The organism is Kluyvera sp. (assembly GCF_047971185.1).
Lineage (GTDB): Bacteria > Pseudomonadota > Gammaproteobacteria > Enterobacterales > Enterobacteriaceae > Kluyvera.
The window spans coordinates 1-19,636 of record NZ_JBKDZH010000013.1; the positions used below are offsets into that span (position 1 = coordinate 1).

The following is a 19,636-nucleotide window of genomic DNA, read 5'->3' on the forward strand; positions in this document are numbered from 1 at the left end:
AGCAGTAGGCTACGATGTTTTCGAAGCGACCGATGGCGCGGAAATGCATCTGATCCTGTCTGAAAATGATATCAAGCTGGTAATCATTGATATCAACCTGCCGGGCAAAAACGGCCTTCTGCTGGCGCGCGAACTGCGTGAACAAGCGAATGTCGCCCTGATGTTCCTGACCGGCCGCGACAATGAAGTCGACAAGATCCTCGGTCTGGAAATTGGCGCAGATGATTACATCACCAAGCCGTTCAACCCACGTGAACTGACCATCCGTGCACGTAACCTGCTGTCCCGTACCATGAACCTGGGTACCGTCAGCGAAGAACGCCGTAGCGTAGAAAGCTACAAGTTCAACGGCTGGGAGCTGGACATCAATAGCCGCTCTCTGGTGAGCCCGAACGGTGAGCAGTACAAGCTGCCGCGCAGTGAATTCCGCGCCATGCTGCACTTCTGCGAAAACCCTGGCAAAATTCAGTCCCGCGCTGAACTGCTGAAGAAAATGACCGGCCGTGAGCTGAAGCCACACGACCGTACGGTTGACGTGACCATTCGTCGCATCCGTAAACACTTCGAGTCTACGCCGGATACGCCGGAAATCATCGCCACCATTCACGGCGAAGGTTACCGCTTCTGCGGCGAGCTGCAGGAATAAGAAGACAAAACGGCGCATTCAGCGCCGTTTTTTTTGCCCTTATTTTGCCGCGGTTCCCCATGGCATAATCGGCACCGCGCTAATCGCGTTTTTCGGCGAACCGTCAACCACCTTGTCGGAATAGGCCAGATAGGCGAGGACGTTGCGCTTTTTGTCATAGAAACGCACCACCTGTAGCGATTTAAACACCAGCGAAGTGCGCTTCTTAAAGACCACCTCGCCGTCCGCTTTACCGCTCTTAATCTTGTCGCTCAGCTCAACCGGGCCAATCTGCTGACAGGAGATAGCCGCATCAGAGGTGTCCTCAGCCAGCCCCAGCCCCCCTTTGATACCGCCGGTTTTCGCCCGGCTCACGTAGCAGGTGACGTTTTTAACGTCGGGATCGTCAAAGGCCTCCACCACAATTTTATGATCCGGCCCAAACATTTTGAACACCGTATCCACAGAACCAATCTGCTCCGCGTGAACCGCCAGGCTGGAGACGCTGAGTAACAGGCCTGCCATTAATTTCTTGTATTTCATATTGTTACCATTTCCGTCGATTGAGTTGTGTGATTATTCAACATTCATTTAGAAAGTGTTTAAAGATCACAGCTTTACAAAAAATTGGGCCAAATCTAATGTAAAAACGCATTTATGCATAAAAAAAACACTGAATGCTAAAACAGCAAAAGATGCTATTATCCGCTACTTTGGTAACAGGCACATAAGATTTTAAGGATGAGGGCATTTTATGGATCAGGCTGGAATTATTCGCGATCTCCTCGTTTGGCTTGAAGGGCATTTGGATCAGCCTTTATCGCTGGATAATGTGGCGGCAAAAGCGGGTTATTCTAAATGGCACCTGCAACGCATGTTCAAAGATGTCACCGGCCACGCCATCGGCGCCTACATTCGCGCCCGTCGTCTGTCTAAATCCGCCGTCGCCCTGCGCCTGACCGCACGCCCTATCCTGGATATTGCGCTGCAGTATCGTTTTGACTCGCAGCAGACCTTTACCCGCGCGTTCAAAAAACAGTTTACGCTGACGCCTGCGCTGTACCGCCGCTCGCCAGACTGGAGCTCCTTCGGGATGCGTCCACCGCTGCGCCTGGGCGAGTTCACCATGCCAAAATACGAATTCATCACCCTGCCGTCGACTCATCTGATGGGCGTGACCCAGAGCTATACCTGCAAGCTGGAAGAGATCTCCGATTTCCGCCAGCAGATGCGCGTCCAGTTCTGGACCGATTTCCTCGGCAACTCGCCGTCTATTCCGCCGATTCTGTACGGGCTGCACGAGCCGCGTCCAAGCCTGGAAAAAGATGACGAGCAGGAAGTGTTTTACACCACGGCGCTCACGCCAGAGCTGGCCAACGGACATCTGAACGATGCCCATCCGGTCACGCTGGAAGGCGGCGAGTACGTGATGTTCACCTATGAAGGGCTGGGAACGGGCCTGCAGGAGTTTATCCTGACGCTGTACGGCACCTGCATGCCAATGCTCAACCTGACCCGCCGTAAGGGTCAGGATATCGAGCGCTTCTTCCCGCAGGACGAAGCCCGACATCAGGAACCGCCGATTATGCTGCGCTGCGAGTACCTGATCCCGATTCGTCGCTAACGCTGTAGCTCATCCAGTGCAGGGGTATCGAGATGCGAGATATCCCCTGCCGTTTCCACGACCCATCCCGGCGCCAGCCACAGGCTTTCCTGATAGTCCACCCGTGAAATAGAGCAGTTACGCAGACGCAGACGACGCTCCGCGTGCGCGGGCAGCCCCAGAATCGTACTCACCAGACATCCCAGCGCAATCCCGTGGCTCACCAGCAGTGGGCGGCTGCCCGGCGGCAGGTCCAGACAGGCGGCCAGGCCCGCATGCATACGTTCGCTCAGTTCCTGCATCGACTCACCTTGCGGAATACGGCCATCCGGCGTGCCGTTGACCACCAGCCGACGCCATTGCTCTTCTTCTGCGGTCAGAGAATCAAGATGGCGCTGCTCCAGCACGCCCATATCCAGCTCGCGCAGACGCGCGTCCAGCGTGACGCCGCAGCCGCAGGCATCGGCAATGATCTCGGCGGTACGGCGCGTACGGCCCAGATCGCTGGCGATAACGTGGGTAATGCCGTAGGTGCGCACGCGCTCCCCTACCTGCACCGCCTGCTGCTCTCCTTTAGCCGTCAGGGGGCTATCGGACTGGCCTTGAATACGCCGCTCGGCGTTCCAGCGAGTTTCGCCATGGCGAACAAGATATACCTGTAACATGTTTTTTATCCGTTATACTGCGATGACATTTTATTATCTGAGTTGTGTAGATTATGCATCAAGTTGTCTCCGCTACCACCAATCCTGCCAAAATTCAGGCAATTCTTGCGGCATTTGACCAGATCTTTGGCGAAGGATCCTGCCAAATCGATGCGATCTCCGTCGAAACGGGCGTGCCGGAACAGCCGTTTGGCAGCGAGGAAACCCGCGCCGGGGCGCGTAATCGCGTCGCCAATGCCAGGGAAGCTCGTCCGGATGCGGATTTTTGGGTAGCCATTGAAGCCGGAATTGACGAAGGCGCCACCTTCAGCTGGGTGGTGATTGAGAGCCGTAGCCAGCGCGGCGAGGCGCGGTCCGCCACGCTACCGCTGCCGGAGATGATTCTTGAGCAGGTACGCGCGGGCGAAGCGCTCGGCCCGGTGATGTCGAAGTACACCGGCATTGATAAGATTGGCAATAAAGAAGGGGCGATCGGCGTCTTCACCGCCGGCGTGCTAACCCGCAGCAGCGTGTACCACCAGGCGGTGGTGCTGGCGTTAAGCCCGTTCCATAACGAGCTCTACCGCCAGTAGGCCGGATAAGGCGAAGCCGCCATCAGGCACAACGGTGCACATTGCCGGAGGGCGACTTCGCCTTATCCGGCCTGGACGATCACGTTTTCGGCAGGGTTTGTTCCAGCCACTGGCGCAGCTCAACCGGCGCTGATTTCAGGCTGTTCGAGCCACGGGTAATCGTGGCGATCCCCGCCCCCAGCTCGTTTTTCAGCTCACGCTGGCTCATTTCTCCGCGCAGCAGCTCTTCGATAATCCGCACGCGGGTGCCCAGCGCCTCTCGCTCGTCCGGGGTCATCATTAAATTCAGCAGCGGCAGCGCCAGGTCGTCGGTATAGGCCAGACGCAGAAGCTCCACAAAGCGAAGCCACTCCTGGTGACGCTGTTCAGCAACCGTCGCTGAATAAGGGGATTGTTGGGTCATGTCGGCCACCATGTTATGCATGTACTCTTAAACGAGTACAAGCATAACACAGGTCTAACCTATCAGTAACGCCGTTGCCATTCATTACTGCTGAGCACGTCATCTTTCTGGCCCATAAAGTGGCGATAGTAGACGTCGTAGGCCAGCACGTTTTTCACGTAGCCGCGGGTTTCTGAGAACGGAATGCTCTCGATAAACGCCACCGCATCGATACGCCCGGCGCTGTTACCCAGCCAGGTGCGCACGCGACCCGGCCCGGCGTTATATGCCGCCGAGGCAAAGATACGGTTATTTTCAAACTGCTGGTAGACGTACTGCAGGTAGCTGGTGCCAATATTGATGTTGGTCTCCGGATCCAGCAGCTGCGCCGGATTGCTGTAGCCCGGCAGGTTGAACATCTTCACCGTGTGCGTCGCGGTACCCGGCATAATCTGCATCAGCCCGCTGGCGCCGACCGGTGATTTCACCTTCGGGTTCCACGCGCTTTCCTGACGCGCTATCGCCATCGCGTAGCTCTGCGGTACATCTTTGCCGGAGGTATAGCGCACAAACAGATCGTTATAGGCCAGCGGGAAGCGCTCCTGCAGGTTATCCCACAGTTTACCGGCGATGGTGGCCTGCACGCTCAGATCCCACCAGTGCTGGTCGAAAGCATAGCGGGCGAGCTGCGCCTGCTCGGTCTGGCTGCGGCTGCTGACCAGGTTGGCCCACTCGCTACGCGCCGTATTATCCTGATTCCAGTACATTAATTCACGCACGCGCGCCATTTCTGCCCCGCTGGTCAGCGCTGAGGAGATTGACCCCGGCGCTTTCTCCACGCGCAGCGTATACGGCTCGCCCAGACGCTGCGCCGCCACCATCGGGTAGAAGCCGCGCTGCTGCATGAGCGACAGCAGGATGCCGCGCGCCTCATCATCACGCCCGCGCTCCATCAACAGGTCGGCCTGCCAGTAGCGCCATTCGTCCTTGTCTTTGGCTTCCATCGGCAGCCGCGCCAGCCAGGTATTCAGCCCAGTACGGTCGCCGGTGCCGAGCGCCATACGCACGCGGCGTTCAACCAGCGAGACGGACTGCGAACGCATAATGGTGTTGTCACGCCAGCGCGCCTGTTCATCGGTCACGTCCGTCCCCATCAGACGCCAGGCGACGATATCGCGCAGCTCCTGAGTCTGCTCATCATTGAGCTTCTGCGCCTGGGAAAGCGAAGGGATCATCAGGCGCGCGTTTTCCACGTCCTGACGGGCAACGCTGGTAAACGCCACCGCCGCCAGCTGGCGCGTGAAGTCGGTCGCCCCGGTGGTACGCGCAAAGGTCAGCACGTTGTTCGGATTATTGGCCAGATCGGTAATGGCCGCCGCGATAGTCTGATATTCCGCCGGCATCTGCGAGGCCAGCACCTTCACCAGCCCGGTATTGCCGGCCTTCATCGCCAGACGAATGCGTTCAAGATACGCCAGCGGATCCTGGGTGCCGGACGCGCGCCAGGCGCTGAACAGCGGATCGCAGGCGTTTGGGCGGCTCTGCCCGGTCAGCCACAGGGTTTTCGCGCCCTCCCAGGCTCCCTGGGTGTCACCCACATTATATTTGGCATAGTAATAGTTGCACTGCGCCTCGGCGGTACCGGGTTTATCGGGGCTGAAAGCCAGCAGGCCACGCCAATCCTGGCGACGCGCCAGCTCGTTGACGAAGCGGTTTTTAAGGGTGCGGGCCGGAGGCAGCGTTGGGTTGGCCTGCACAAAGTTGCTGACCGTTAACGTCGGGGTATTCATCAGGTCGCTGGTTATCTGGCGATATTCCAGGTACGGGTACAGCGGGTAATCCCGCAGGGTTGGCATCAGTTGCTCAACCACATCCATCTGGCGGTTATCCCAGGCCTGCTTGATTTGCGCATAGCGGCTGCGCTGTTGATCCAGCGAATCGGCGCGGGCAACGCTACTGAGCGTCAGCAGGCAGACTCCGGCCGCCAGCAGACGCCACGTAAATTGTTGGGCTTTTTGCACAAGCTCTTCCTCGTTGTCGCGTTACGTCGGTGCAGCATCATGCCGCGTAATCAATTCATGCTAACCAGACATTGGCAAATGCGCCACGTTATGAACATTTTTTTACTTTTACGGCCCGTGAGATCTGCTGGCTGGGCTTAGACAGGGAAAAAGGCTACACTTCGCCTTTGAAAACTATTCATCATCACGATAAACATAGAGGCGAAGTCCAACGTGGCTCAATTCGTTTATACCATGCATCGTGTCGGCAAAGTGGTACCGCCGAAACGTCATATTCTGAAAAACATCTCGCTCAGCTTCTTCCCTGGCGCAAAAATTGGTGTTCTGGGTCTGAACGGCGCCGGTAAATCTACCCTGCTGAAAATCATGGCCGGTATCGATACTGATATCGAGGGCGAAGCGCGCCCGCAGCCGGGCATCAAGATTGGCTACCTGCCGCAGGAGCCGCAGCTGAACCCGGAACATACCGTCCGTGAATCCGTTGAAGAAGCGGTCGCCGAAGTGGTTAACGCGCTGAAAGGCCTGGACGAAGTGTACGCTAAGTACGCTGAACCAGACGCTGACTTCGATAAGCTGGCCGCGAAACAGGGCAAGTTTGAAGAAATCATCCAGGCGCACGACGGTCACAACCTGAACGTGCAGCTCGAACGTGCCGCTGACGCGCTGCGTCTGCCGGACTGGGATGCCAAAATCGAAAAATTGTCCGGTGGTGAACGCCGCCGCGTCGCGCTGTGCCGCCTGCTGCTGGAAAAACCAGACATGCTGCTGCTCGACGAACCGACTAACCACCTGGACGCCGAATCCGTCGCCTGGCTGGAACGCTTCCTGCACGACTTCGAAGGTACCGTTGTGGCGATTACCCACGACCGTTACTTCCTCGACAACGTGGCGGGTTGGATTCTGGAGCTGGACCGCGGCGAAGGTATTCCATGGGAAGGCAACTACTCCTCCTGGCTGGAGCAGAAAGATCAGCGTCTGGCGCAGGAAGCTTCTCAGGAAGCGGCCCGTCGTAAGTCTATCGAGAAAGAGCTGGAGTGGGTGCGTCAGGGCGCGAAAGGCCGTCAGTCTAAGGGCAAGGCCCGTCTGGCGCGCTTTGAAGAGCTGAACAACACCGAATACCAGAAACGTAACGAAACCAACGAACTGTTTATTCCACCAGGACCGCGTCTGGGCGATAAAGTCGTTGAAGTCGCCAACCTGCGTAAATCCTACGGCGATCGCGTGCTGATCGACGATCTGAGCTTCTCGGTACCGAAAGGCGCGATTGTCGGCATCATCGGACCAAACGGCGCGGGTAAATCGACCCTGTTCCGTATGATGTCCGGCCAGGAACAGCCTGACAGCGGCACAATCACCCTGGGTGAAACCGTGAAGCTGGCGTCCGTTGACCAGTTCCGTGACGCAATGGATAACAGCAAAACCGTGTGGGAAGAAGTTTCCGGCGGGCTGGATATCATGAAGATCGGCAACACCGAGATGCCAAGCCGCGCCTACGTGGGCCGCTTTAACTTCAAGGGCGTCGATCAGGGCAAACGCGTTGGCGAGCTGTCCGGCGGTGAGCGCGGTCGTCTGCACCTGGCGAAGCTGCTGCAGGTTGGCGGCAATATGCTGCTGCTCGATGAACCGACCAACGACCTGGATATCGAAACCCTGCGCGCGCTGGAAAACGCCCTGCTGGAATTCCCGGGCTGCGCGATGGTTATCTCGCACGACCGTTGGTTCCTCGACCGTATCGCCACCCACATTCTGGATTACCAGGATGAGGGTAAAGTGGAATTCTTCGAGGGTAACTTTACCGAATACGAAGAGTATAAGAAACGCACGCTGGGCGCGGATGCGCTGGAGCCGAAGCGTATCAAGTACAAGCGTATTTCGAAGTAATTTCCTCAAGCGGATGGCATGGGCCATCCGCTTTAATAATACTTAACCTGCAATAAAGAAATAATAAAAATATTCAGCGAAACGCTGGATTTTCATTTTTTAATCAATAAACACACTTCTCTTTTATCTAAACATAGCCCCATCAAATACAACCTCATTAAGAAAATCCCATCATATATAATCACTATTGTGATGCTTTAGCGACTGTGCTAAAAATGCCGCATGAATTTTAGTTGATTATTATTCATGGTAGTTATTCATGGACAGGAATCCATCGAATATAAAAAGCCACTTGATAATACATAAAGGAATACAATGTTTTATCACATTATCCTGCATGGGATATTCAGATTTAAACAAACGTAATGAATGGTGCCGATGAACATCCGTTTATCTCGTCAGGAATATATTCACCCCATTAATTAAGTTCACTGAATATCTTATGAAAATAAATAAAGTGCTGTCTGGCCGATTTATTGCCAGGAAAAAAAGACTGGCCCGTGCGGCGTTGAAAAAGTGTCGGCAAATCGATATTCAGCGCCATCTGTGGAAGGGGATAATCGCAGCGCCGATGTGTCTGCTGATTATCTATCTGGTCATTTTCAGCCAGCCGCGCTACGTCAGCGAGTCTAAGGTCGCGGTCAAACGCCCTAACGATCTCGACAGCTCCAGCCTTAATTTCGGCCTGCTGCTGGGGGCCTCTAACCCCTCTTCTGCCGAGGATTCGCTGTACCTGAAAGAGTACATCAACTCACCGGATATGCTGCAAACGCTGGATAAAAAGCTCGATTTTCACCAGGCGTTTAGCCAGAGCGGTTGGGATTTTCTGTTCCATCTCCCCGCCGACATTACCGCCGAACGCTACCTCGAGTACTACCGCTCTCGCCTGACCGTCGACTATGACGAGAAGACCGGGCTGCTGTCGATTCAGACGCAGGGCTTTACGCCAGCGTTCGCCCAGGCGTTTAACCAGGCGGTGCTGAAGGAATCTGAGCGCTTTATCAACGAACTGTCGCACCGAATAGCCCGCGAGCAGATGCAGTTTGCCGAGCAGCAGCTAGAAGAAACCAAAGCGCGGCTGAATACCAGCAAAAGTCAGCTGCTGGCCTATCAGAACAGCAATAACGTGCTGGACCCTGCGGCCTCCGCTGAAGCGGCTACCACGCTGGTCAACACGCTGATTGCTAAAAAGATTGAGATGGAAGCCGACCTGCGCAACCTGCTGACCTATTTACGCGAAGATGCCCCGCAGGTGGTCAGCACCAAAAACGCCATTAAATCGTTACAAGCCCAGATCGACGTTGAGCAAAATAAAATTACCGCACCGGATGGCAAAAAGCTCAACAGCATGGCGGCAGATTTTGAAGATCTTAAAACCACGGTGAAATTTGATAACGATCTGTATGCGCTCGCGCTGCAGGCTATCGAAAAAACCCGGCTGGAAAGCGCGCGGAAATTAAAAACGCTGTCCGTTATTAGTTCACCGCAGCTACCGCAAGAATCGCGTTTCCCGAACGTGCCGTATCTCTTAGCCAGCTGGTTATTGGTGTGTTGTCTGCTCTTTGGCACGGCCAAATTATTGATCGCCATTATTGAAGATCACAAAGACTAATTAACCGCCAATATCATTAACAGAGTCTATTATGAAATTAGTTAAAACGATTCTTGTGTTGAGTATTCTGCAATCCTGTCAGGCGCTGGCGGTGGGCATTACCGCTGACCCGCAGCTTACCGGTGCGGCAGGCTTGCCGCAGATGCTGGCGGCCAGGGCTCAGAGTGTAGATAGCAACGGCTTTGATAATACGCCAGTCCCTATTCCGGCCCCGCCATTAAGCCGCATGTTTGGCGCTCAGCTGTTCAACGGTTCTACCGCCGACAGCGGCAGCAGCATCGGTTTCAACCCGAACTACGTGATCGGCCTCGGCGATACTATCCAGATTCGGCTGTGGGGCGCGTTTAATTTTGACGGCGCGCTGCCCGTCGATCCCAAAGGCAACATTTTCGTCCCGAACGTCGGCCCGCTGAAGGTCAACGGCGTCAGCAACGGCCAGCTCAACAGCCTGGTGACGACCAAAATCAAAGAGGTCTATCAGTCTAACGTTAACGTTTATGCCTCTCTGCTTCAGGCGCAGCCGGTCAAAGTGTTCGTAACCGGCTACGTCAGAAACCCAGGGCTGTACGGCGGCGTGGCTTCCGACTCTCTGCTCTCCTATCTCAGCAAGGCGGGCGGCGTCGATAGCGATCGCGGTAGCTATGTCGATATCACCGTCAAGAGCGGTAAAACCGTACGCTCGCGCGTCAATCTGTACGACTTCCTGCTCAACGGCTCGCTGAACCTGTCGCAGTTCGCCGATGGCGACACCATCGTGGTTGGACCGCGCAAATATACCTTTAGCGTCGAAGGCGATGTGTACAACAGCTACGACTTCGAATTCCGCGACAGCAGCATTCCGGTGACGGAAGCGCTGACCTGGTCGCGACCTAAACCGGGCGCGACGCACTTTACCATCATCCGCCAGCAGGGCGCGATGAAGCGCACGGAGTACTATCCGCTCAGCAGCGCCTCAGGAAAAATGCTGCAGGACGGCGATAAGCTGATCATCAGCTCCGACCGCTACGCGGGCACCATCCAGGTAAGGATTGAAGGCGCACATTCGGGTGAGCACGCGGTGGTGCTGCCGTACGGTTCCACCATGAAGCAGGTGCTGGCACAGCTCAAAACCAACAGCATGTCGCAGCTCAGCAGCATCCAGCTGTATCGCCACTCGGTCGCGGTACGCCAGAAAGAGATGCTCAACACCTCCCTGCAAAAGCTGGAAGAAGCCTCCCTCTCCTCACAGTCGGCCACCCAGGAAGAGGCGCGCCTGCGCGTACAGGAAGCGCAGTTGGTCAGCCGCTTCGTCGCCAAGGCGCGCAACGTGGTGCCTAAAGGCCAGGTGGTGCTGAACGAGAGCAACCTCGACAGCGTGATTCTGGAAGACGGCGACGTCGTGACCATCCCGGAAAAAACGTCGCTGGTGATGATCCACGGCTCGGTGCTGTTCCCCAACGCCATCTCCTGGAAGCAAAAGCTGGATGTGGATGACTACATCGAGAAGTGCGGCGGCCTGACGCAAAAATCCGGGCAGTCGAAAATTATCGTCATTCATCAGGATGGCTCCGCCGTGGACGCCGACGACGTGGATGACGTTCGTCCCGGCGATGAAATTATGGTGTTGCCGAAGTACGAAACCAAAAATCTGGAAGTCACGCGCGGTATCTCCACCATCCTTTACCAGATGGCGGTGGCGGCGAAAGTCATTCTGGATCTGTAACAACAGGGGCGTGGCGGAGAGTCTCCGCCACCAACGGAACACCAACACGGAAGCCGTTCAGGATGATAGGCATCTACTCTTCAGGTATCTGGCAGATCCCACACCTTGAGCACTTTTTAGGTGAAGCGTACTGCAAACTAACCCCGTTATTCCCCCTTCCGGGCGCAGTGGATGCCATTGCCGTATGGGGTGAGCGCCCTTCCGCCCAGCGCCCCATAGAGCGCGCGCATAAAGCGGGGCTACCAATATTACGCCTGGAAGACGGTTTTGTACGCTCATTAGACCTGGGGGTTAACGGCGCGCCGCCGCTAGGCGTGATCGTCGACGATCTGGGGATTTACTACGACGCCCGTCGCCCCAGCCGTCTGGAAATGTTAATCAAGCAAGAAGCCGAAGCGCCTGGTTTGCACCACGAGGCGCTTCAGGCCATCAACTTTATCGTCAATCACGATCTGTCAAAATACAACCACGCCCCACGGTTCAAAGAAAGCCACCATACGGATGTCACGCTGGTTGTTGACCAAACTTACGGTGATGTCTCCGTTACGCTCGGCGGGGCAACGGAGCACCAGTTCGCGGCCATGCTTTCCTGCGCCAAAAGAGAACATCCTCACGGGGAGATTTGGGTAAAAACCCATCCGGACGTGCTGACGGGCAAAAAGAAGGGCTATTTTGAATCGCTGGGAGCCGACCCGCGCGTTCGTCTAATTACCCGGGATTTTAGCCCGCAGTCCCTGCTGCGCCAGGTTTCACATGTGTATACCGTGACGTCGCAATATGGCATTGAAGCGCTGATGGCGGGGAAAAAAGTCGTCTGCTTTGGCCTGCCGTGGTACGCCGGATGGGGGTTGACCGATGACCGTCACCCGCAGGCGCACGAAATAGCGGCTCGCCGCGGCCATGCCCCCCTAAGCGCGCTGGTCGCCGCCGCCTGGCTACGCTATGCGCGCTACGTCAATCCGTATACCGGGCAACCGGGCACATTATTCGATGTGCTTGAGTATCTTAGCCAACAGCGCCAACACCTGCTTGCGCGTAGCGGGCAGCTCTGGGCTCCGGGTATGACGCTATGGAAAAGCAGCATCGTTAAACCTTTTCTGAAAACGACAAGCAACCACGTCGATTTCTCGCATAAAGGACGAGAGGCCAGCGCTTGCGTCGTATGGGGCGTGAAAGGCGAAGCTCGCTGGCGGCAGAAAGCCGCGCAGTATGATATTCCCATCTGGCGCATGGAAGATGGCTTCCTGCGTTCCTCTGGGCTGGGCTCTGATTTACAGCCACCGCTGTCATTGGTGCTGGATAAAACCGGTATTTACTACGATGCCAGTCGTCCCAGCGATCTCGAGAATTTACTGGCGCATTCGCAGCTAACAGCTGAGCAGCAACAGCGCGCGGAGGCATTACGGCAAGAGCTTATCGCGAGCAAACTCAGTAAATATAACCTGGGCGCGAGCTGGAAAATTCCGGCCAGCGCAGCCGGGAAACGCACGCTACTGGTGACGGGCCAGGTTGAGAACGATGCTTCCATTGCGCGGGGCACAGCGACCATCCGAACCAATCTGACGCTGCTGCGGACCGTGCGGGAGCGCAACCCGCTGGCGTTTATCATCTATAAGCCGCATCCGGACGTTCTGGTCGGCAATCGCCCCGGCCACATCTCCGATGAGGAGATGTCCTACCTTGCCGACTGCATCGCGCTGGATGCCGACATCATTGAATGTATTCAACAGGTTGAAGAAGTCCATACCATGACCTCGCTGTCAGGGTTTGAAGCCCTGATGCATGGCAAAAAAGTTTTTTGTTATGGCGTGCCGTTCTATGCCGGTTGGGGGCTAACGACAGATGAGTATGTTTGTGAACGCCGTCAACGTCGCCTGACGATTGGCGATTTGCTGTATCAAACGCTCATTAGCTATCCCACCTACATCCATCCCGAAACGAAGCTGTGCATCTCGCCAGAAATGGCTATGAGCTGGTTATTGGCACAAAAAAGGCAGGATCTGGGGATAAAACGTGGCTCCGGCCAGTATCTGCAGCGGCAGGGTCGCAAGTTGCGGATGCTGATCAAAGCAATGAAGAACTAACGTTGAGAGGGAATCTCTATGAATAGCAATACCATCAACACGCTCCTCTCAGGAAAACGTTATCTGCTTTTGCAGGGGCCTATGGGACCGTTCTTCAACGATATGGCGGAATGGCTCGAGTCGCAGGGGCGCGAAGCGAAAAACGTAGTGTTCAACGCCGGCGACCGTTTTTACTGCCGAAAGCGTGCATATCTGACGTATCAACAGACGCCGAAAGAGTTTCCACACTGGTTAAAAGAGACGTGGCAGGAATATCCCTTCGACACCATCCTGTGCTTTGGCGACTGCCGCCAGTTACATCAGGCCGCGAAACGCTGGGCGCAGTCTAAGGGCGTTCGCTTTCTGGCTTTTGAGGAAGGTTATCTGCGGCCGCATTTCATTACTCTGGAAAGCGGGGGGGGTTAATGCGTATTCCTCCCTTCCGCGCGATCCGGAGTTTTATCGTAATCTCCCCGAACAACCAGAACTGGAGGTACAGAGCTTAAAGCCCTCAACCAAACTGCGTATCTGGCACGCAATGTGGTATTACCTGGTAAGCTGGTATCACCGCACTCAGTTTCCTTTGTACCGCCATCACAAGGTCTTTTCACCATGGTACGAAGGTAAATGCTGGATCCGTGCCGGCTGGCGAAAGCAGTGGTATCGCTACAAAGAACGGCATGTGATGGATCTTCTGAAGACCAAGCTCGATAAGCGTTACTTTCTGGCCATTTTGCAGGTTTATAACGACAGCCAGATTCGAAACCACAGTCCGTATAAGGACGTGCGTAATTACATCAATGACGTGATGTACTCTTTCTCAAGGAAGGCGTCACCGACGGATTTTCTGGTGTTTAAGCACCATCCAATGGATCGTGGGCACCGTCTGTATGGGCCGTTGATTAAAAAGCTAGGTAAGCAATATGGCGTGGGCAACCGGATTATTTATGTTCACGATCTGCCAATGCCTAAAATGCTGACACATGCTAAGGCGGTTATCACCATTAACAGCACAGCTGGCATTTCTGCGCTGATCCACAACAAGCCGCTGAAGGTGATGGGACGGGCGTTGTATGACATTAAGGGGTTAACGTATCAGGGGCATTTGAACCAGTACTGGAGTGCACAGTTTAAGCCGGATGCGAAGTTGTTTAAGAAATTTAGCGTGTATCTACGGGCGAATACACAGATTAATGCGGTGTTTTATGGGAGGAAGTCACCTGAGATGGTGCAGTATCAGGTGACTCACCATAAAGCTAAAATCACGCAAGGAAAATGGTTTTTACAATAAAAACTTCAGATATACTAAGAACATACCTCCATTCGTCGTTCAAATAATGTATTCCCCCATGTTAGTATGGGGGAATATTAATTATTTCTGAACTGTGGCAATAATCACATCTGAATCATTCACCTCAATAGATTGATTTAAAGGATAAACAAATTCTTTAAAATCGAAGTAAACATGTAACTTCATTCCATAATGACCTACAGGTATATGTTTGAGAATATCAAATCCTTTCTGCCAATAAATACAGACCATGTTATTGAATTTTTTATTCAATGAGACAGAGTAACTAGCATCTGAGTTATAAAATTCAATTTCAGCGTAGATCTTACTGATCATTGCTTCTTCTTTAAAAGCACCCAGAACTCTCGATGCACACAACTTCCCATTAACAAAAGCAAATCGCATATCAATACTTTTCTTATATACAGCACCTCTACTTGCAATAATCTGGATGACTTTAGAGAACTGTCGCTTAACGAACTCCATCGCTGAGCCAGAGTGAGGCATATCTTTAAGCATAACTACATTCATACCGGAGAATAATTTCATCGGCATTCCTCTGGAAGCATCAAAGTCGTTTTCGGCAAAGGAGTATGTTACATTTTTGTTTTTTAATGCCGGAAGACTTTCCATATAATTATAGTAATGTCTTGCTTTTTCACCCAGGCTATATCTCATTAATGGATTTTGTGGTGCATAATTGTATAAATCCAACTGAGGAATATCGATAAAATATCTAGAATCAGGAAATTCATCTATATAATCGATAGCAATAGATGCTCCTTTAGAATTGCCATAAAAAATCAAGTCACTCTGATTAAAGTTATATCGAACATTCAACTCCCTAATTAATTTTGTAGCAATTGATTTAATACGGATCCCATTTTCAGTCTCATACATATAGTTACCATAAACACTTTCCTTATCCTGGAAGGCAAGAATAAGTACATCATGTAATCTGGATTGAAGAGAGGTCATAGCACTCAATCGATAATTCACATTATCAAAATTACTAACACCAGGAAAAGTTATAAGGCATTTCCGTGGGTTTGTAATATTACCAGTCAGGGAATAAAAAATTGACTCCCCTTCATAGACAAATTCTTTAATCCCATATTTTATGTCAAACGAAATCTGATCTGGATGGAATATTTTATGTGAGAGAATTTCTAAAGAAACATGCTCCGTATTACCAACTAACTCTACTTTGTCACTATTTTTTATTGGGAGGTTAGTAAACCATTTTTCCTTTCGCCCAGAAATGGGCACCTCAATATCATTAATAACTAAGATAGATTTTATCGAAGTAACAGAACCATCAAATTTAACATTTGCATATAACGACATAAAAGTCCTTAATATAAATATAAAATATTAGTTATCGGTTTCGCCTAAGGACATCCGAATAAGTAGTTTAGTTTCTTCATTAGCCCAAACTCTTGCTACCGCAAGCCGTTTTTTAAGACCATAATCAACGATGGGCAATCTGGAGAGGCAAGCTTGCTGGAAGCAAGCTACTGCCATGTCATATTCACCATATGACATAGCTAACTCACCAAACAGAGTAAGGCTCTTTATTGACAATTCAGCCATATTCACTTTTTTGAAATATGAATATGACTCATCAGAAAAATTATTAGTACATAATTTATATGCAAAGTCTTCTATTATCCTGACAGGAATAAATCCGAAGCATTCATCAATAAAAAATTTTGATTTAGGCAAATCGCATTCAATATATAAAAGATATTTTAAAACATCTAATTTATAGGTATCACTTAATGATGTTGGATGTAAATATAAAAAAGAAAAGTCTTCAATGTTATTAATCTTTTTACGTGCTCCTCTCATTCCGAAAAAATAACATGAGGCAAATAAAGGAATACACGTCCTTCCCTGCAGAATAGAAGATGCGCCAATGAATTTCAAAATCATGCCCCATTTATTTAACTTATATAGAGCACGTAAATAGATACATTTTATCAGGATGTTTTGTTTATCCATCATAGATAACTTGAGATAATTTTGAACAATATATTCATATCGTCCGTTTAGCTCAAAAATTCGATATCTTAAAACAGTTACACTTAACGTATTGAAGTTAAAAAGCTCGACATTTTCTGACAAATACTTTGCAGCATACATTGCTTTTTCATTATAAAGTTCAAGAAACGACTCATCACATTCTCTTAAAGCAATATCAGGTTTATTTACATCAAAGGAATGATCTACAGCAAATAACTTATTATAATAAAAAACTTCCGTATCATATTCATCCGTCAACGGTAAAACGTTACCAGACTCCATTAAAATACAGCTGATCAAATTAGCTTTTGAGTTTAACTTAGCCAACTCTTCATTAGATAGGTTTATCGTTAACTCCATAATCACTTTAGCTTTATCTAAATAACCGAGATGCAGCAGTATATCTATATAATTATAAATATACTTAGCATCTGTGTCATTAAAAAGCTCTTCGTCATTTTTTATCGTAAAAATGGAAGAGTATCTTTTATTAGCAAGGATAATATTTCCAACGTCATAGGCCTTCATTGCCCATTCAGCGGTTTTGACCTTCCCTGTAGTTATGCTAGCATTTTCGAAAATAACATTATCAAGTTCTTTATTGTCAAGAGACTCAATAGCAGCTACAGTCCGTTCACAGCATCGGCCATCACGATAAGGGAAGAAACAATTAGCTTTCTCAGCATAATAAGGTTGCATTACACAATTATTGTGTATTGTATCAATAACAAAATCTACAACCTCGTTTTCATCGTTATAAACAGGACCAAATCCGTTATCACGATAGCTAAAATACCCCTTATTATAATGTCCCTTATTAAAGAAAGCATCTTCATCAAACTGATAATAACATACAGGCTTGTTGAGATATGCCATTTCAAAAGCAACGGATGAATAGTCTGTAACCATGATACTGGCTCGCAGGAATAATTCCTGAATACTACCGCTGGAATGGCTTAATACTGTCACGTGTTCAGGTAAAATATATTGTTCTAAATATGGTTGGATATTGGCATGAGGGAAAAAGACAATCTTATATCCTTCACGTTCAGCAGCAACTTTCAGTGCTTCATTAGAGAGAAAGTCATACCATGCTCTGGCATACTCACTTTGGACGAAGTCAGGAAGTAACTCTCTCTCCGTTCCTGAGATAACCTTCCCTAACAAGGATGGGCGCCACGTAGGCATAACCAAAATCATTTTCTCTGCTTCAATGTCAGAGTTAATTAATGCATCATGTCTTGGCAATCCAGTAAGGACCGCTTCTTTTGCTGTGAATTTATAAGAACTCATATCATCAACAATTGATTTATATTCATCGATGGCTGACGTTACGAATAGATCAAATTTCTTCCAGTCGGGTTTAAACAATGCAGACTGATCATTGTGTATGACACCATGCTGGAGAAAAATAAATTTTTTCCAGGTCATACGTTTGTCTTTGAAGTAATCCGTTGCAAACTGTGCCGCATGTGAACTAATGACTCGTGAGCATGACTCTAATGCTTTTTCATGTTCCGGTTCGCCAAAAGCAAGTAGATTAAACCCCTCCTCACTTAATCTTTTCCAATCATGAGACTCTCGCTGGAGCACGAACCACGCAGGGATATCAGGTCGCGTATTTTTGACATATCGATATAAATGTTCAGCATTGTCATCAGCCTGATTGTCACGATCCATAAAGATCCATGCATCACGATATGAGGCAACATTCTTAAACTTAGGTTTAAGGCTATTATGTTGTTTTTTAATCGCGATAGGTGAGATAGTATTAACTACTTTTTTATCTAACCCACGTATTTTTATAGTTTTATTATCTAACCTAATCGAAAGTGGGCTAGAGATTGTTTCCTTGCAAGTATTGAGCCAGACAACCCGTTCAAAAAAGAAGACCTGACCGAATAAATTATGCGATATGTTTTTATCTACAACGGGGATAACATCCGTGCTTTTAAGCATAAAGTATTCTGTTACTAATGATGATGTATAATATCGAAGCATAAACATATCTTTATTAACATCATACTGGAGAATATCAACTGTACTACTAATCCGTTCTTTACCAATAAAGTTGAGGCAGCCGACTTTAAATTGTTCCGCGCATGCTATATTGAATTTATTGATAGTATTAACACCAATTAGCGTTAATGAACTCCTGAGTGAATCAAGAAAAAATTCTTTTTCATCACTCGAAATATTATCAAGCAATGATTGATTAGCAAGCCCTTTCTTTATATATTTCAATAAAAAATGGAAGAAAGAACGCCGTAATAACTCCTGCCATTTTTTTGCACCGGAAAGATTTGTATGAAATTTATTGCAAAGCAATACAAAATACTCTGTAAATAGTACAGATTCATCCCAAAGGTTTTCTTTAAAGGGATGTGATACATTATCTTCATGTACTAAATATTTAGATTTCGCTGAAATAGTTAATCGTCTTGTATCTGGAAGACTTCTAAAAATATCAAAAAACAGCCCTATTCCATCAAATTTTAAGCAATAGAACCCACCCTGCTTGCGCAATATGGCCTTTAGAACCCCTGATGGGAATAAACAACCATAGATAGATTCGACAGCCATTTGTGCAGGCAAAACATTATCCGCTGGCAACTTGGAATGTAATGCAGTTATTGGGTTATAGTTACGCCCGACTTCGCTATTTGAATTTGCTTTCAAGACAGAAGAACAAATAATAGAGCCACGTCGAACTTTCTTCGGATCTGACAATAAAAATTTATCCGTAGAGTGGATGAAATTCATATCAAGAAAATCATCGCCCCACAAGAATAGCGTATAGTTGTGTTGCAGTGATGATGTAAAGGATAAATATGATAATTGATCATTAGCAGAGAATATCTTCACACTTTCACCTAGAGAGATTAGGTATTCTTTCTGTTCATCCGTGACGCCAAGATCAAGTATGGTTATATTGATATGTTCAAAATCTAAATTTTGTTGCTCATATATAGAAGAGATACATCTATTCAGCTCTGATACTTTATCATTAATAACCACAACAACTTCATATGTATATCTAGTTTTCGGTTGAACGTTTTTTTTTCTGCTGGGTTCGAGAGTAGTTTCTGTTATGGTTTTCTTTTGTACAGATATTTTTCTCTTAGAAAGCATATCATTAAAAAAAAGTTTTGGATCTCTTATCAACTTCTTTAGTTTCTTATTCATACGTTACT

The 19,636-nt window shown here is 49.6% G+C and carries 13 protein-coding genes and 1 pseudogene; 8 read left to right on the forward strand and 6 right to left on the reverse strand.

The window, feature by feature from the left end:
- On the forward strand, positions 1-646 hold a 646-nt coding region (gene arcA / locus ACK5JN_RS02255), incomplete at its 5' end, for a two-component system response regulator ArcA (RefSeq protein WP_416868662.1).
- A gap of 39 nt (positions 647-685) precedes the next feature.
- Here the strand turns inward: arcA and creA are convergent.
- The gene (gene creA, locus ACK5JN_RS02260) at positions 686-1,168 is read right to left on the reverse strand and encodes a protein CreA (protein ID WP_416868663.1); all 483 of its coding nucleotides are present in this window, start codon (positions 1,166-1,168) and stop codon (positions 686-688) included.
- 211 nt (positions 1,169-1,379) lie between these two features.
- Here creA and robA point away from each other — a divergent pair, with 211 nt between their 5' ends.
- Positions 1,380-2,249 carry an MDR efflux pump AcrAB transcriptional activator RobA gene (robA, locus tag ACK5JN_RS02265; protein WP_416868664.1) on the forward strand — a complete coding sequence of 290 codons (870 nt, stop codon included), beginning with the start codon at positions 1,380-1,382 and terminating at the stop codon, positions 2,247-2,249.
- Here the strand turns inward: robA and gpmB are convergent.
- Entirely contained in the window at positions 2,246-2,893 is a 648-nt protein-coding gene (gpmB, locus tag ACK5JN_RS02270; RefSeq protein WP_416868665.1) for a 2,3-diphosphoglycerate-dependent phosphoglycerate mutase GpmB, read from the reverse strand. The two genes, robA and gpmB, sit on opposite strands and share 4 nt — an antisense overlap.
- Before the next feature lie 53 nt (positions 2,894-2,946).
- Between gpmB and yjjX the strand changes: the two genes are divergently transcribed.
- Positions 2,947-3,465, forward strand: a complete 519-nt coding sequence (yjjX, locus tag ACK5JN_RS02275) for an inosine/xanthosine triphosphatase (protein WP_416868666.1) — start codon at positions 2,947-2,949, stop codon at positions 3,463-3,465.
- A gap of 79 nt (positions 3,466-3,544) precedes the next feature.
- On the opposite strand, the gene trpR is transcribed toward yjjX, so the two are convergent.
- Together trpR and sltY are read right to left on the reverse strand one after the other, a co-directional pair.
- On the reverse strand, positions 3,545-3,868 hold the full coding sequence (gene trpR, locus ACK5JN_RS02280; protein ID WP_416868667.1) for a trp operon repressor: 324 nt from the start codon (positions 3,866-3,868) through the stop codon (positions 3,545-3,547).
- A 62-nt stretch (positions 3,869-3,930) separates the two neighbouring features.
- Positions 3,931-5,868, reverse strand: a complete 1,938-nt coding sequence (gene sltY / locus ACK5JN_RS02285; RefSeq protein WP_416868668.1) for a murein transglycosylase — start codon at positions 5,866-5,868, stop codon at positions 3,931-3,933.
- Between the two features lie 213 nt (positions 5,869-6,081).
- Here sltY and ettA point away from each other — a divergent pair, with 213 nt between their 5' ends.
- The 5 genes and pseudogenes from ettA (at position 6,082) to ACK5JN_RS02310 (ending at position 14,417) form a co-directional block, all read left to right on the forward strand.
- Positions 6,082-7,749 (forward strand): energy-dependent translational throttle protein EttA, encoded by a 1,668-nt coding sequence (ettA, locus tag ACK5JN_RS02290; protein ID WP_416868669.1) that lies wholly within the window; start codon positions 6,082-6,084, stop codon positions 7,747-7,749.
- A 442-nt stretch (positions 7,750-8,191) separates the two neighbouring features.
- Positions 8,192-9,361: a capsule biosynthesis protein gene (locus ACK5JN_RS02295; protein ID WP_416868670.1), complete on the forward strand. Its 1,170-nt coding sequence runs from the start codon at positions 8,192-8,194 to the stop codon at positions 9,359-9,361.
- A gap of 31 nt (positions 9,362-9,392) precedes the next feature.
- On the forward strand, positions 9,393-11,063 hold the full coding sequence (locus ACK5JN_RS02300) for a polysaccharide biosynthesis/export family protein (protein WP_416868671.1): 1,671 nt from the start codon (positions 9,393-9,395) through the stop codon (positions 11,061-11,063).
- Positions 11,064-11,125: 62 nt separating this feature from the next.
- Entirely contained in the window at positions 11,126-13,147 is a 2,022-nt protein-coding gene (locus tag ACK5JN_RS02305; RefSeq protein WP_416868672.1) for a capsular polysaccharide biosynthesis protein, read from the forward strand.
- Between the two features lie 18 nt (positions 13,148-13,165).
- Positions 13,166-14,417 (forward strand): annotated as a pseudogene (locus ACK5JN_RS02310) (capsule biosynthesis protein).
- A gap of 81 nt (positions 14,418-14,498) precedes the next feature.
- On the opposite strand, the gene ACK5JN_RS02315 reads toward ACK5JN_RS02310, so the two are convergent.
- Entirely contained in the window at positions 14,499-15,764 is a 1,266-nt protein-coding gene (locus ACK5JN_RS02315) for a hypothetical protein (RefSeq protein WP_416868673.1), read from the reverse strand.
- A gap of 27 nt (positions 15,765-15,791) precedes the next feature.
- Complete coding sequence (locus ACK5JN_RS02320) at positions 15,792-19,628, reverse strand: CDP-glycerol glycerophosphotransferase family protein (RefSeq protein WP_416868674.1); 3,837 nt, start codon at positions 19,626-19,628, stop codon at positions 15,792-15,794.
- Positions 19,629-19,636: the final 8 nt, after the last annotated feature.

Bases quoted from the DNA above. Each gene is read 5' to 3' on its own strand.
- creA (WP_416868663.1), bottom strand. From the start codon at position 1,168: ATGAAATACAAGAAATTAATGGCAGGCCTGTTACTCAGCGTCTCCAGC.
- robA (WP_416868664.1), top strand. From the start codon at position 1,380: ATGGATCAGGCTGGAATTATTCGCGATCTCCTCGTTTGGCTTGAAGGG.
- gpmB (WP_416868665.1), bottom strand. From the start codon at position 2,893: ATGTTACAGGTATATCTTGTTCGCCATGGCGAAACTCGCTGGAACGCC.
- yjjX (WP_416868666.1), top strand. From the start codon at position 2,947: ATGCATCAAGTTGTCTCCGCTACCACCAATCCTGCCAAAATTCAGGCA.
- trpR (WP_416868667.1), bottom strand. From the start codon at position 3,868: ATGACCCAACAATCCCCTTATTCAGCGACGGTTGCTGAACAGCGTCAC.
- ACK5JN_RS02295 (WP_416868670.1), top strand. From the start codon at position 8,192: ATGAAAATAAATAAAGTGCTGTCTGGCCGATTTATTGCCAGGAAAAAA.
- ACK5JN_RS02300 (WP_416868671.1), top strand. From the start codon at position 9,393: ATGAAATTAGTTAAAACGATTCTTGTGTTGAGTATTCTGCAATCCTGT.
- ACK5JN_RS02305 (WP_416868672.1), top strand. From the start codon at position 11,126: ATGATAGGCATCTACTCTTCAGGTATCTGGCAGATCCCACACCTTGAG.
- ACK5JN_RS02315 (WP_416868673.1), bottom strand. From the start codon at position 15,764: ATGTCGTTATATGCAAATGTTAAATTTGATGGTTCTGTTACTTCGATA.
- ACK5JN_RS02320 (WP_416868674.1), bottom strand. From the start codon at position 19,628: ATGAATAAGAAACTAAAGAAGTTGATAAGAGATCCAAAACTTTTTTTT.